This is a genomic window from Solibacillus sp. FSL K6-1554 (genome assembly GCF_038005185.1).
GTDB lineage: Bacteria > Bacillota > Bacilli > Bacillales_A > Planococcaceae > Solibacillus > Solibacillus silvestris.
Genome location: NZ_JBBOSS010000002.1, coordinates 1 through 13,497, shown reverse-complemented (window position 1 = coordinate 13,497; position 13,497 = coordinate 1). Strand labels below are relative to the sequence as shown.

At 36.6% G+C, this 13,497-nt stretch carries 10 protein-coding genes, 1 pseudogene and 1 riboswitch; of the genes and pseudogenes, 2 read left to right on the top strand and 9 right to left on the bottom strand.

From position 1 onward, the window contains the following. The 4 genes and pseudogenes from MHB58_RS20265 to MHB58_RS20250 form a co-directional block, all read right to left on the bottom strand. A pseudogene (locus MHB58_RS20265) lies at positions 1 to 222 on the bottom strand (tyrosine-type recombinase/integrase); the annotation flags it as partial. Positions 223 to 1,487: 1,265 nt separating this feature from the next. Beyond that, a complete protein-coding gene (locus tag MHB58_RS20260; protein WP_014829539.1) occupies positions 1,488 to 2,045 on the bottom strand; it encodes a hypothetical protein in 558 nt (185 codons plus the stop codon). A gap of 241 nt (positions 2,046 to 2,286) precedes the next feature. Further along, on the bottom strand, positions 2,287 to 4,419 hold the full coding sequence (locus MHB58_RS20255) for a heavy metal translocating P-type ATPase (protein WP_340735919.1): 2,133 nt from the start codon (positions 4,417 to 4,419) through the stop codon (positions 2,287 to 2,289). Then, the gene (locus MHB58_RS20250) at positions 4,412 to 4,780 is read right to left on the bottom strand and encodes an ArsR/SmtB family transcription factor (RefSeq protein WP_340735918.1); all 369 of its coding nucleotides are present in this window, start codon (positions 4,778 to 4,780) and stop codon (positions 4,412 to 4,414) included. Before MHB58_RS20250 ends, MHB58_RS20255 begins: the two co-directional genes overlap by 8 nt. Before the next feature lie 408 nt (positions 4,781 to 5,188). On the opposite strand from MHB58_RS20250, the gene MHB58_RS20245 reads away from it, so the two are divergent. Continuing rightward, positions 5,189 to 5,743, top strand: coding sequence for a site-specific integrase (locus tag MHB58_RS20245; RefSeq protein WP_014829536.1), 555 nt, complete (start codon positions 5,189 to 5,191; stop codon positions 5,741 to 5,743). A gap of 131 nt (positions 5,744 to 5,874) precedes the next feature. Here the strand turns inward: MHB58_RS20245 and MHB58_RS20240 are convergent, their stop codons facing one another. After that, a complete protein-coding gene (locus MHB58_RS20240) occupies positions 5,875 to 6,885 on the bottom strand; it encodes a hypothetical protein (RefSeq protein ID WP_014829535.1) in 1,011 nt (336 codons plus the stop codon). Positions 6,886 to 7,406: 521 nt separating this feature from the next. On the opposite strand from MHB58_RS20240, the gene MHB58_RS20235 reads away from it, so the two are divergent. Then, positions 7,407 to 7,739 carry a hypothetical protein gene (locus MHB58_RS20235; protein WP_014829534.1) on the top strand — a complete coding sequence of 111 codons (333 nt, stop codon included), beginning with the start codon at positions 7,407 to 7,409 and terminating at the stop codon, positions 7,737 to 7,739. A gap of 786 nt (positions 7,740 to 8,525) precedes the next feature. Here MHB58_RS20235 and MHB58_RS20230 read toward each other — a convergent pair. The 4 genes from MHB58_RS20230 to MHB58_RS20215 form a co-directional block, all read right to left on the bottom strand. Then, the gene (locus MHB58_RS20230) at positions 8,526 to 8,711 is read right to left on the bottom strand and encodes a hypothetical protein (protein WP_445683163.1); all 186 of its coding nucleotides are present in this window, start codon (positions 8,709 to 8,711) and stop codon (positions 8,526 to 8,528) included. A gap of 592 nt (positions 8,712 to 9,303) precedes the next feature. Beyond that, a riboswitch (cobalamin riboswitch) is annotated at positions 9,304 to 9,485 on the bottom strand. A gap of 753 nt (positions 9,486 to 10,238) precedes the next feature. Further along, a complete protein-coding gene (locus MHB58_RS20225; RefSeq protein WP_014829543.1) occupies positions 10,239 to 10,811 on the bottom strand; it encodes a transcriptional regulator in 573 nt (190 codons plus the stop codon). Then, on the bottom strand, positions 10,774 to 12,156 hold the full coding sequence (locus MHB58_RS20220) for a hypothetical protein (protein ID WP_014829544.1): 1,383 nt from the start codon (positions 12,154 to 12,156) through the stop codon (positions 10,774 to 10,776). The genes MHB58_RS20225 and MHB58_RS20220 overlap by 38 nt, the downstream gene beginning before the upstream one ends. A gap of 537 nt (positions 12,157 to 12,693) precedes the next feature. Further along, a partial coding sequence (locus MHB58_RS20215; protein WP_340735917.1) for a tyrosine-type recombinase/integrase occupies positions 12,694 to 13,497 on the bottom strand: 804 nt, incomplete at its 5' end.

Here is a 13,497-nt window from a genome sequence, read left to right as displayed (position 1 = left end):
ATGTTTCTCTTCTAAATCGCCAAGAGACTTTACTCCATGTTCAGCCCTCACCCACTTCGCAAAATTTTGCGCATCAGACATTGTATTCTCTTTCTGTTTTATAGAATGAATCGCGTGTTCTCCTTTTTCACGTGCCAATTTCTTTGAATGACCGATACGATCTATCGCATCCAGTGCCTCTTTTACCTCACGTACAATTGATGTTCGTCCACGTCTGGCCATAAAATTACCCCTTTCCTGTATGTTTTTTGTAAGCGTCTAACGCTTGTCTTGCGTAAACATTAGCACCTCACTTTCTCTTATAAATTTGTCCGACAGAAGGTCAGACAAATTAGTCGTGAACCTCAAAAAATTTTCTCCTCGCTTCGCTCGTCGAATCCGTCCACCTTATAGAGCCGGCGCGCAAGCGCACCATCTCTATAAGGTGTCGGATTCATCTCCCAAAAAAATTTGAAATTGTCAATGTACCACGTTAACCAGATTCAACTTTCCGCACTTTCTTGTCGAGGTGTGCCATAACTAATCCCCGCCTCCAAAAGAGGTGAACGCTAAGCGTTCAATCATTCGCAATTTGCGAACGATTATGTTGGCTGCCAGCAGCCAATCGTTGCAACAAATTGCAACGAATTGTGATCGCTTCGCAATCACTGCGTCCAGCAAAGCTGAACGCAAAAAAACACACACCGATGGACATTGGCCTGTGCTTCAAAATTTTATTCTCGCGAACGCGAGTTTTGATGCAGAGCATCATTTTCTAGATTAATGGCTTGGATTTCCAGCAATCATTTTGTTCAAATGAGCCGTATACCAACATTCTTCTTACCAATCTTTCATTATCCTTTTCCCCCTTTTCGGTAATATATTTTATTTTAAAAACGAATGAATCGTTTGTTAATTTTGTTTTGTGCCTAGTGCAATGCTGGTTGGATTAGCCAGCTCAAATCAATCATTATTTCACATTTCTGTGGTCTTATCACAATATCGTATACAACGTTTTATATTTAGGAAAACAAAAAACACTTTCCCGAAAATGAGCAGACTTCACCTGTACATGGGTGTAGTTTGAACACTTCGGAAAAGTGTTAATAAGTTGCTTTCGCCTACTGGCAAGAGCTGCATAAAATCAAAATAATAGTTTAAACAAATTATACCATATTAAGCAAATTGAAAACAACAACACTTGGCATTTTAAGGAGTAGCATCATAAAAATACAGCTTTACAACGTTAAAAATATGCAGGATTTTATTCAGTAACACCGATGACACAGCGCGATCTGGAACACAATCAAACTGTTGCTGGCACAACATTTGTAGAAACGTGCATAAAATCATGTATAAACAATGTTCCAACAAAAAATACGCAAACGTTGATTTAACAGCGTTTACGCATTTTCTATGCGTTCCCAAACTTTGATTTGGGAACATTATGAGGTTGAATTTTGTATGCTTTATTAATCCTTGTTGCACTAAATGTCCCGAATTAATTATTAAAATGAGTTAGCTATTAAGACGAATGTTTCAAGCGTTTCTTTGTTAGCTACTTTATTATAAATTCCAAGCATATACTGCAAATTATTTTTTTCAAAGACAAAAAAGTTAAATAGTTGATCTTCAAAGTAAATAGCTTTTGTACCATCTTGAAGTGTATATTCTTTACCATTTAAGTTCAGTTTATTTTTGAAGTCCAATTTGTTATTTAAAGGACGAATATCAATTTTATAAATATTATCACTTAAATCTTTGTTAACAAACCTTATTTCCAGGGAATCGTTCAAATTATAGTTCTTATCTTCTACAAATCTTCCGAATTCATGTGTGAAAGAAATAGAAGGTAACATTTCAGGTAGCGTTACTTCACAGTTAAAATGATTTTCAAATTCTTTAATCGCAGCCTTTACAGATTTATATCCACCTTCAGTGAACTTTTCCTCAAAAGAAGGCTGAATATCATTCGAATTTGCATTTACTGTTCCATAATAATACAACCCACAAGTTAATAGACTTAATAAAACCATTAGAAGTGGGATACGTTTATCCAATTTCATTTTATCACCCCAATTATATTTAGGTTTAGTTTGTCCTGTTGGGTTACAATAATTCCTTATTCTCCTGCTGTGTTAGTTGAAAAAATGCACCACAAGATACATTTGATTACATACAATTCAAAATTAGCTAAAAGCAAACAGCCCATTCTAATGAACGGGCTATTTTGTTACCAAAGTATCATTTGGGAACGTTATTTAGGTTTAATTTGTATACGTTATAAACCCTTTTTGAACTTAATTTTTATTCTTTAACTCTCAATAACCTTAAACTGTTTAACGTTACAAGCAGTGTTGCGCCCATATCAGCAAATATTGCGATCCATAGCGTTAACCAACCAGGCATAACTAACAGTAATGCTACTAATTTAATTGCTAAGGAGAAGGTAATATTTTGCTTGATAATGACTAAAGCTTTACGGCTTAATTTAATGGTATATGGTAATTTGCTTAAGTCATCAGACATTAATGCGATATCAGCAGTTTCTAACGCTGTATCCGTTCCAGCACCACCCATTGCCACACCAACTGAAGATGCTGCAAGTGCTGGGGCATCGTTGACACCATCTCCAACCATTGCCACACTCTGATGCTTTTCACGAAGTTTTTTAATAAAGTTTAATTTATCCTCTGGCAATAAATCGGATTTAATATCTGATACACCAACCTGTTTTCCAATGGCTTCTGCTGTTCGTTGATTATCACCAGTAAGCATTACTGTTTCGACTCCCATATGATTCAGTTTACTGATGACTTCTTTTGAAGATTCTCTCATTTCATCTGCAACGGCAATCAACGAAAGAATTTCTTTTTCCGTTCCCAAAACCATTACCGTTTTACCTTGAATTTGCATACGAGTAATATTTTCTGTAATGGATGTTTCAATACCATTTTGAAGGGTTTCTTCAAACAAATTCGGACTTCCTACATAGTACATTTCATTATTTACTTTGGCTTTAACGCCTTTTCCTGTAATAGATTGGAACTCTTCAACCACGACACCTTTAAAGTTTAACCCGTTTTCTTCAGCTTTTCTCATAATCGCTGAAGCTAATGGATGTTGGGAACCATTTTCGATGGCTGCTGTTATTGTCAATAATTCATTTTCGTTCCCGTCAAATGTTACGATATCGGTTACAGCAGGAACACCTTTCGTAAGAGTTCCTGTTTTATCAAATGCAATCGCTTTTAAGTGTCCAGTTTCTTCTAGATGGATGCCACCTTTAATTAAGACACCGTTTTTTGCTGCATTTCCAATTGCAGTAACAACAGCCACTGGCGTTGAAACAACTAAAGCACATGGACAACCAACCACTAATATTGCTAAACCTTGATAAATCCATTCACTCCAATCTCCACCAAACAGTGGTGGAAGAACGGCAATTAAAGCAGCCAAAATGACAATTGCAGGTGTATAGTATTTCGCAAATTTATCGACAAATGCTTGAGAAGGCGCTCGCTCTGCCTGTGCTTCTTCTACAAGATGAATAATTTTCGAAAGCGTCGTATCTTCAACTCGTTTTGTTACTTTTACTTCAAGCAAGCCTTCTTCGTTTAAGGTTCCCGCAAAGACCTCATCATTTATTGTTTTAGTTACTGGAACACTTTCTCCAGTTATTGCAGCCTGATTTAACGTGGAAGTTCCCTTAATAACTGTTCCATCCATCGCTAATTTTTGACCAGGTTTTACGATCATGATATCTCCAACCTGAATATCTTCAACATGAACTATCATTTCTTCAGTTCCACGGCGAATTAACGCTTCTTTTGGAGCAATATCCATTAATGATTCAATAGATTGACGAGCCTTATCCATTGAATAACGCTCTAATGCTTCACTAATAGCGAACAGAATGACAACCATTGCCCCTTCGCCCCATTCACCAATCACAGCAGCTCCTAAAATAGCAATCGTCATGAGCGTATTCATATCGAACTTTAATCTGCTTAGATTTTTAAACCCTTTAATGAATAGCGAATATCCACCAATTAAAATAGATGCTGCATAACCGATTGTTGGAAGGATATGTTCTTCTCCATATTGCTCCCCTAAAAACCAACTAATCACAAGCAAAACGACTGAAATATAAACCTTAATATTTTCTTTTTGCTTCCAGAATGGTTCACGTTCCACTTTTTGTTCTTTTTCATCCCGAATCTTTAAATTCTCAAATGCTCCTGCTTTTTCTAGTTCCTCAATTGTTGCATCGCCTTTCACATACACTTTAGATGCACCAAAATTAACCTTTGCATCCTCAACACCTGGTAAACCTTTAACGTTACTTTCAAAAATAGCTGCACAATTAGTACAAGTAAACCCTTGAACACGATAGGTTTTCATTTCTTCTTCTGTTAATTTGCCTTGTTGCTCAGACATTGACCTTCACCTCTTTCTTATGTGCTAATGCAAGGGTGAACAATTGCTTGATATGGTCATCATCCAGTGAATAAAAGGCTAATTTGCCTTCTTTTCGATACTTTACAATCCCTTGCTTATGAAGAGTTCGAAGGTGATGAGAAGCTGTTGCAACAGAAGAACCAATAATATTGGCAACATCACAAACGCATAACTCATCATCTTGGCATAAAGCAAAGGAAATTTTTGCTCTATTTTCATCTGCAAGTGCTTTAAACAATTGGGCAACACTAGAAAGGTCTTCTTTTTCTAATTCACCTTGTATTCGATTGACTTTTTCCTCGTCATAACAATAAATTTCACAAGTATCTTTTTTACTCATTAATATCACTCCTTCTTATTCAAATACCCATTTGATTATAGTGTACTCCTTTTTCTTTATTATTCAAGTGAATGTTTGAATGAAACAATAAAAAAAGAATTGGACTCTTCCAATTCCCAATAACGTATATTATTTTCGAATATAAGATTCCCAAACCGACGTTTGGTAACATAATTACAGTCTATTCTCGTTCCCAAAATCGTATTTGGGAGGTTGCAGAACAGGCCGAAATATTTGTATATCTATGGGGGATTACAAAGCATGGTTAGAAACTTAGATTATCGATTTTTTGAATGTATGAAAATGTATATTTTCATACATTCAAATCGTTTATTTTACTAACTTTTTACTAACATGATACAATAGGGTACATTGAATGTATGTTATTGTACGGTTAGGAGCAATTAAATGACGAAAGAAAAGAATGTGCAGCCGTTAAGATCGGCTCAGGAAATCGAAGATATGCGTTGGGCGTTGTCACGGTATGCAAGTGCACGGGATCTGTTTTTGTTTAACTTAGGGATTAATACGGGGTTACGAGTGAGTGATTTAGTGCCCTTGAAAGTAAAAGACGTCAAAGGAAAGGTTCATCTGGTTATTACGGAGAAAAAAACAGGGAAACCCAAACGGTTTATGGTCCCTAAAGCGATTAGGGAAGCAATTGAAGGCTATATTCGGGGGATGCAGGAGGAAGATTACCTGTTTCCAAGTCGAAAAGGAAATGGGCCAATCAGTACGACACAAGCGTATAGGGCTTTGCAAAAAGCTGCAGTTGCTGTGGGACGAGAGGATATTGGCACGCATACAATGCGAAAAACGTTCGGATACCATCATTACAAACGAAACAAGGATGTAGCAACGTTGCAAATGTTATTTAATCATTCGGCTCCATCCATTACCTTAAAATACATAGGAATTACCGATGATGAAATTGATAAGTCGTTGGAGAATTTTTCGCTTTAATTTAAATAAAAACAGCGACAAACACTGTTAAATCAGTGTTTGTCGCTGTTTTTATTTAAATTATACTTAGAGCAATATTATAACCAGGAGTATACTGACCATATGCTCCTGGTTATATGAATTCGTTTGAATTAGTCCGTCATACTAAGAGAAAGGTAAGGTTTCATAATGATTGTAGTTAATTGCTGGTCTGTTAATCTACCAGTGTAACTAAACATATTGCTGTATTTATCTTGATTTTTGAAATCTGTTAGCATGTCGAGATTTGGTTGTTTTAGAGTGTATTCAATTAACATGTCCTTATAAGCAGTTGATTTTAAGCCGAGTTTGTCTCGAAGATCTTTTTCTAAATTATCGAGCTTTTGTTTTTTAGCTTTAGGGTCTTTCATCTTTGCTTCTTTTAACACATTTTGTTGGATTGCTAAAAGTACATGACCTCGAATATAGCGTTCAGCGTTATAGACATAATATCCAGTCAGTATATTTTTAGGTAATAAAACAATTGGTTTCTTGTTGAAGTCTAAATAAGGATAATAAGAATCCTTTTCCCAAGAATGTTCAATGTGATTCCAATACATATATTCTAATGGTTCGGGACTTTGTAGCACCTTTTTATTACCTTTTTTCATTTGCTCGTCAGTAAATTTCACGAGTAAATGGAAAATCAAGCTACTTATTAAGTCTGTCATACGGTCTTTATCGAAGCCTTTAACGAAAAGGCTCACATTAGCTGGAGTTTCAGTAAAGACACCTTTTTTAGCTAGTTTAATAACGTTATCTTGTGTAAATAATTTGTATAGCATATCAGGTGTACAACCGTTCCCTTGGGAATAGTTATTCAAAATTAAGCGTGAAGTTCCAAGACGTGTACTGTTGTTTTCTGAAGAATATTTGAAAAGTGATTTTAATTTAACTTCGTTTAATGGATATTGGATTAAAATATTAGTTACATGTGTGAAAAAGTCTTTAATTGTTGCTTGTGCATCTTTTGAAAAAGAATCTTGGTTAGAAAGAATTTGCACAGGGTCAATAAAGACCTTATTATCAGGACCATCAATAACAATGTTAGCAAATTCATGCAATGATTGATCCTTCGGTAAGCCAAGTAAGTCTGAAACAGTGTTGATATTTAATTTTCCCATTCTATAATCTCCGTTTTTTTTAATATTTGGTGAAAAAATAAAAATTCCTTGTTTTTGATACTTGTCAACGGAGAACTGTAATGTTATTATTTGAATGACCAAGTTCAAATAACATAGTTCATGAGGTTTACAAGTTTATGTGTGACAATAACCACCATAATTACCATCATTCCGACACAGAACCCAAAAAAGGGTATAAGGGCCCAAAGAGATAGTATCATATTTTGGGGAATCCTGTCAATATACTTTTCTATATTTTTTTATAAATAATGTAAGCGCTTACATTATTTATAAATGAAAATCATAGTTTTTTAATAGCTAGCGACAAACACTGATTTAACAGTAGTTGTCGCTGTTTTAATTTTAATGAAATGTTACCAAACGTTGGTTTGGGAATATTTTGATGGGTTTTTATGGTAATGTTTTAGGAGGTTAAGTAATCCTGATGATGAAGGGGGCTTTCCGTAGATTTATAACGTATACATATCTAAACATAATAACGAAAGGGAAGTTGAAGAACTATGAACAAAAAGAATAGTTTGCTATTTTTCCTAACCTTATGTATTGAGGGAGTAATCACCTTTATTGTCGCAAGTACGTTCTCGGTTCGATTTATTGAGGTAATGGGAATTTTAGGTGCAGTATGTAGCGGGTTGCTTTTTTTATTAACAAGTGGAGGTGGACCTTTTTCGGACTTTTTTACAGCGAGAAATGCAGGCATAACAGGAATTATTCAAGAAAGAGAGAACTTTGTTTTTAAAAGAGGACCTGCGTTTTTCGCTTCCCTTGTTTACTTTGGCATAGGATTGCTTTTCTTTATATTGCTAGTTAATGGTGTCATTCCTCCTGCATGATGAAAGATTGTGAATTATTGTACTTAAGCTAACGAGTGTTTTAATGAAATAAGGATTTATAAAGTATACAAAATAAACTTAATAAACGTTCCCAAATGCAAGTTTGGGAACGCACAAAAAGCCACAAACACTTGATTTAACAGTGTTTGCAGCCTTTTTTATAGAACAATGTCTATGCAGTTTTTATACAGATAACCCAAACCGTTGATACAGCAGTATTTTTGCTTGCTGCATGTGTTCTCCATTTTGTATAAAATCGTGGATTTTTCTTATCGTTGTAAATCCGTATTTTTCTGGCGAGACCCCATGTAAGAAACTATCTATTTTCGTACATTGGAAAATAAAAACTGCCTATAAGAAGAGATGGACTATTAATTTCTTTTGTACCCTGCGAGCGATCGAGTAAGGGAATTTTTAATAGATATATAACCTAGTTCAAAAATGTCCTTCTTCATATTCTTAACTACATAAAGAAAAAATATTTATGTGTGCAATGCAAACTCTTCGTTGACATCCTTCAAGTTGAGAGTTTACAATGAATTTGTAACATAGAGTTACATTTGCAAGACATAAATATTACTTATTTTGGGTATCTTATTAAATGTAAGACCTACAAACCATAAAGCAAGACACGGCTTAGTCTTCAAGACTAAAACAAAGAGAGCAACCGGATTAGTTACCCGGTTGCTCTCTTTGCTTTTTTTGTCTATGAAAGAAAAATTATAAAAACTAAAAAAAGACACCACCCCCAAACCATAAGGGCAATGTCCTTTTTGTATCATTGAATTAAAGGAATAGGTCGCTAAAGTATTCTTTACAGAAATTCCAAGCGTTCACGAATAATGCAATGATACGAGGAAGTGCGATTAACGCGCGAAGGGTAGTTAGGCCTTTGCTAATGCATTTTCGTTTACTTTCCTCTTTTTCTTTTTTCTTACGTTCGACACGGCTTAAATTCTCCAAGACATTCACCTCCTTTGCAACGGTAGACCCGTCCTGGAGGCAAATTTCAATGCTATGTAGTCGGCTATCCAAATACGTGAATAGGCTTGCTGCCCGTCTACAAAATAAATAATATCATTTTATATAAGCTCTTTGTACGAAACTCAGAACTTATATTTTTTATTATATGTATTTCTACTAAAATTATAATCGTATTTTGTCGAAGCACCTATGTTGAATCCACCAGAGTTGCTTTATGAATGGCAACAAAAGCTAGCAGAGCAATCAGGGCAAGTTGAAATACCCAAACAAGTACATAAGCGTATAAAGATACTTCTACAAGGCAATAATACTCGAAAAAGCGCCAGCCTAAATTTAAAGGCAGCGCTTTTTATATTTTAATTATTATTTTTTAAACAGATATTTAGAATTCCAAAAATGATTATACATACACAAGTTACTATGCTGACTACCAAATTTGCTTCTGCCACCTATCTATCACCTGCCCTTAGAGAGTCTTTAAGAAAATCCTCTAATAAAAAGCAAGCTAATTTCTGGATCAAGAAATATAAAAAGAATAAAAGCAGCCCAAAAACTAGCTAACACTACACTCTTCATTAGAGTAAAAAAATAGTGTTAGGCAGGTCTCCTGGCTTAGCTTCATACTCTGATTCCCTTCCCAAGCAAATAACTTAGTAGCATATGAATCATAGTCAGCATTACAGTTGCAAGATACAGCGTCGGCATCATACCGAACTTCCCTTTTAAACTACATATAGTAGTGCCAAACATTTAAAAACCCAATATATAGTTTTTCCGAATTAAGTTTAACATAGGTCCAAAAATCATGTAAAGAAGTAAAACTCCATCTACTTACCGCTAAATTATAATTGAAAAAAAACTGGTTGATAATACAGTAAAACAATTGTGTATTAATTGTACATTCTTATTAACCAATTGTATAAAACAATTCTTATATTATATTTCACTTGTGTATTTGTATTAAACAATTGTATTAAAGCATAAGTAAATTGTACTTAACTTATGTACTTGTACTACACTGTTATGCTATACAGATAAGCAATTGTATAATACCGTGCCTCACACCATTCTATTTGCCAAACAACCTACCCCAGACAGACTTTGGCTGCTCCTTCATTTTATTCAATTCTTTCTTTAATTCCCTGATAATTGACGTTGCTCGTCCAATGTAATTCCAAGCTTATTAATAATTGTTTCGTTTTTATAGTTGTAACCCTTTTTCATATCCTCTCGGTGGTCCTCATAGGATTTTGACAGCACTTTTAACGCTTACGACCGCTTTAGCCTCTGAAACTGGCGATACATTCATTAAGGTGTACGATGCCGTTATGAACATAGTCGATCATGGCGTCGTTCTAATTATTATCTTTACCGGAGTTAACTGGATGCTTGACCATCGCTCGAAAGGTATAGAGCTTTTAATGAGTGGTGCTATCGGCTATATAATCGTTATGCACGCGATAGACATTCGTAATTTCCTAAAAGAACTTTCGGCGCCTTAATTGGCATCTTTTTCTATTTTCCGAATAGCTTAGTCCAAAACGATTTACGATTATCCGACTCTTGTCTCCGTTCCATTTCCTCTAACTTCGCCAGTAAGGACTCATTCTTTTCCGATAGCTGCTGGATCATAGTCGTTTGCTCCGCTAGCTTATCTTCAATAGCCGCCATGAACTCGGTATGCAAGGCGTCACGGGCTTGTAACTCCGACTGTAACGACGTTATAAGTTCCGCAACGTGTGTTGGCACGGTCGGCACTTGTGACTGTGTGACGGGTAGTACATCGGCTTGACCATCGTTATGTACGTCGCTATGCGTGTCGTCCATCGCCAGGATATCCGCTATATTCGTATCGCTACTCGTCACAATAGACGCAGCATCCTCCAATTGAACAGACTTCAAACGGTTCAATATAAGCATGGCACGTATCATAGCAATATCTTGACCGCTGTACATTCGATAATTCAACTCGTTACGTGAGACATTATAGCCGTTCTTTTCCAGTAATAGCGCGTACTTCTTCAAAGCATTAGCCTTTACCGATAAGAAGTCAGCCGCTTGTTTCGGTGACATTAATTGGTCGATCATATTCAACCACCTTTCTATTAAAGGATTTCGTTAGATTAATAGTAACATAGCCGCCTATAGCACGAATTCGAAACTCTCTCTTAACTAAAGCAGAACGGTCAGTGGCCACTTCCTCACACAATCCACAATCCGCCATTTTCAATAGGTTTCCTACGTGTGACTTCGATAATTCCACGCGCTCAGCAAGCTCACGAATCGAATAAAGCGGATAGATTGCTTTTGCTAGCTTAACTCGCTTCACCTGGCGCATAAGTTGGCGACGACGTTTAGCATTATACTCCGCCATTGTCTGACGGCCAGCCTGTTTAGCGGCTTTCTGCTTACGTCTACGGTCGCGTGCTTGTTTTTCCGCGCGATTAATAAGCGTAGACATCTCCGTTTGTTCTTCCGGTGTAATTCCTAACCACTCGATATAAAGGCTGTTACGCATGTTTAAACCGCCGTTACGGTGATATTCTACCGCCGACTTAGTCGCCTTAATTAATTCCGTTTCATTTAACGGCTCCACAAATAAACCGTTAATTTCTCGCATTTTAGCAACGGCTGCTTGATCGCTATTTGTAATTTTCAACGCATTAAGCCGCGCTAAAAATAAAATGCGTTCACGATTTCCTCTAACGTCTCCACCGCGTAGCGTCACAAGCGTTATAAGGTCGTTTAAACGGCTTTGTGCCAGCGTATAGCCATTGAATAGGAACGTCGCTTTAAACCGCTGTGAGCGCTTATTTCGACGTGATTTCGAAGGCTTAATCGCCAATGCCGGGAAGTATTCCTCGACGATTTCTGCATAAGCATATTCATAGTCATGCAAACGGTCCGCATAAACGATAGCGCCGTTCTTACTATTGATTGAGCCGACTAATCGGAATACGCGAGCAGCATCGAGCGCTTGTATATCCGCGCCATATGGCTTTAGGACGTCATAAAGTGCGCGTTGCACCTTATCCCAACGCTCAACCGCTAATCCGCTCATAGCCTCGATATGCCATACTAATTGAACGCCACGGCCGCTATATGTGACGATGTTAGGTTTCGGAATTGATACGCCGTAATGATCGTTTTCTAGCTCATATACGACTTGCTCAGGCGTCATTTTGACCGTATAGCAATCAATATCGACGTATAAGTTGTGCAACGTACGCAGCGTTCTGATATTACGTTTTGGTACGAAGAAACTATTTAAAGATACATAGCTATCGAACGTGATCCATTCGTTAAGCATAGCGTCGTTAATATCGTCTAGTTTGTAATGGTATTGCTTAACGCCTTCCTCTAACTTACGGAAAAAAGTAATATATCCGTCTGTTTTTCTATGAATCTCTTTAATGTAATCCGCTGTATTCATACCGTCTCGTTCCCTTCTTGGAAACGAAAAAAGCGCTACGCTACAAATTTTACTTTGCAACATAACGCTTTCCTATTGACGAGTTCCGTATAAACAAGATACAATGAGCGTATCATGTTAAACGAAAGAAGTCGGTTAGTGTTAGTTGCGAGTCAGAGTCGCGATTGACCGTACAAGTGTGCTACCAACACTCTTGTATAGCCGGCTTTTTTCTATTTTCCGAACAAATAAGTTAATACTAACGATAAACTACCGGTTGGCATACGTCAAGCGGATTTTTCCATTTAACCCAATGCGTTACTACTGTCAGAACGTGCTTTAGACGATTCGAAACGGACGATTACCCATCCAAACAAATTTTGATTCGTCTGAACGTCCAATCTCGGAACTTATATGTCAGTGTTATAGATTTATGTTATAGATCGAGGCACAACTATCTATAACTTATAACGTTGTCGTATCAAGTGTTTAAGGCGATTTCTAGACTCCTGTTTTCACGTGTGACTATACTAGTCTAATTTCATTGTAAAATCGGCTTTAATTTTTTAAATACCTCATAGCCAATTCCCAACGATTAACACCATGCCCTAGCTCACTATGTATTAAATTCATCTTTTCACGGGCATTAGCAAATAATTGTTTGTCTTTTTCAGCGTTAATACCATAATCAGCTTTTCTTCCAATTTCACGATTAGATAAAATTCGATCCATCATTTGACGTTCACTGTTGGTCATTAGCTGCTCGGCTCGGTTACGTGCATAAGCATGTCGGAATCCATGCGTCCCACGATTACTTTGCTCAATACCAGCTTTTTTGCAAGCAACATTAATCCCATCACGGATTGTGGTAGGGGAAACTTTGATTATCCTTTCGTTAGATGCTTTTCCATAAAGCAATGAACTCAACCGCTCATTAAATGCATTTGAAATAGCTATTTCCCGAAAACGTCCCCCTTTTGTAATCCCAGCCCCTCGAGCGATTTGTAATCGCCAGCCATCTTCATCTTTATGAAAATGGCCTGCTTGTATATTTGCTGCTTCTTTTACACGCAAACCTAAACCGTACATCAAATCCACTGCATTTTGTACTTCATTTGAACAGTTTTTTTTGATGGCATCCATTTCTTGTAGTGTATAGGCACGATTTTGGATATTTTCATTAATTTGATAGCTTACAATACGTTTTTCAGGACAAAATCCTTTAAAGTGTTCAGACCCTCCCTCAAAACGTTCAGAACGCGTTTTAAAGCCTTCTTGTAAAAATCTTAAGGAAGTCTCTACATTACGCATATGCCCTTTGGAAAGCCCTTTTTCGTTCAAATAAGCCATATATTTTTGGTA

What these genes read in the sequence shown, in the direction of transcription:
- MHB58_RS20260 (WP_014829539.1), bottom strand. Translation starts at nt 2,045, where the DNA reads ATGAAATTGGATAAACGTATCCCACTTCTAATGGTTTTATTAAGTCTA.
- MHB58_RS20255 (WP_340735919.1), bottom strand. Translation starts at nt 4,419, where the DNA reads ATGTCTGAGCAACAAGGCAAATTAACAGAAGAAGAAATGAAAACCTAT.
- MHB58_RS20250 (WP_340735918.1), bottom strand. Translation starts at nt 4,780, where the DNA reads ATGAGTAAAAAAGATACTTGTGAAATTTATTGTTATGACGAGGAAAAA.
- MHB58_RS20245 (WP_014829536.1), top strand. Translation starts at nt 5,189, where the DNA reads ATGACGAAAGAAAAGAATGTGCAGCCGTTAAGATCGGCTCAGGAAATC.
- MHB58_RS20240 (WP_014829535.1), bottom strand. Translation starts at nt 6,885, where the DNA reads ATGGGAAAATTAAATATCAACACTGTTTCAGACTTACTTGGCTTACCG.
- MHB58_RS20235 (WP_014829534.1), top strand. Translation starts at nt 7,407, where the DNA reads ATGAACAAAAAGAATAGTTTGCTATTTTTCCTAACCTTATGTATTGAG.
- MHB58_RS20225 (WP_014829543.1), bottom strand. Translation starts at nt 10,811, where the DNA reads ATGATCGACCAATTAATGTCACCGAAACAAGCGGCTGACTTCTTATCG.
- MHB58_RS20220 (WP_014829544.1), bottom strand. Translation starts at nt 12,156, where the DNA reads ATGAATACAGCGGATTACATTAAAGAGATTCATAGAAAAACAGACGGA.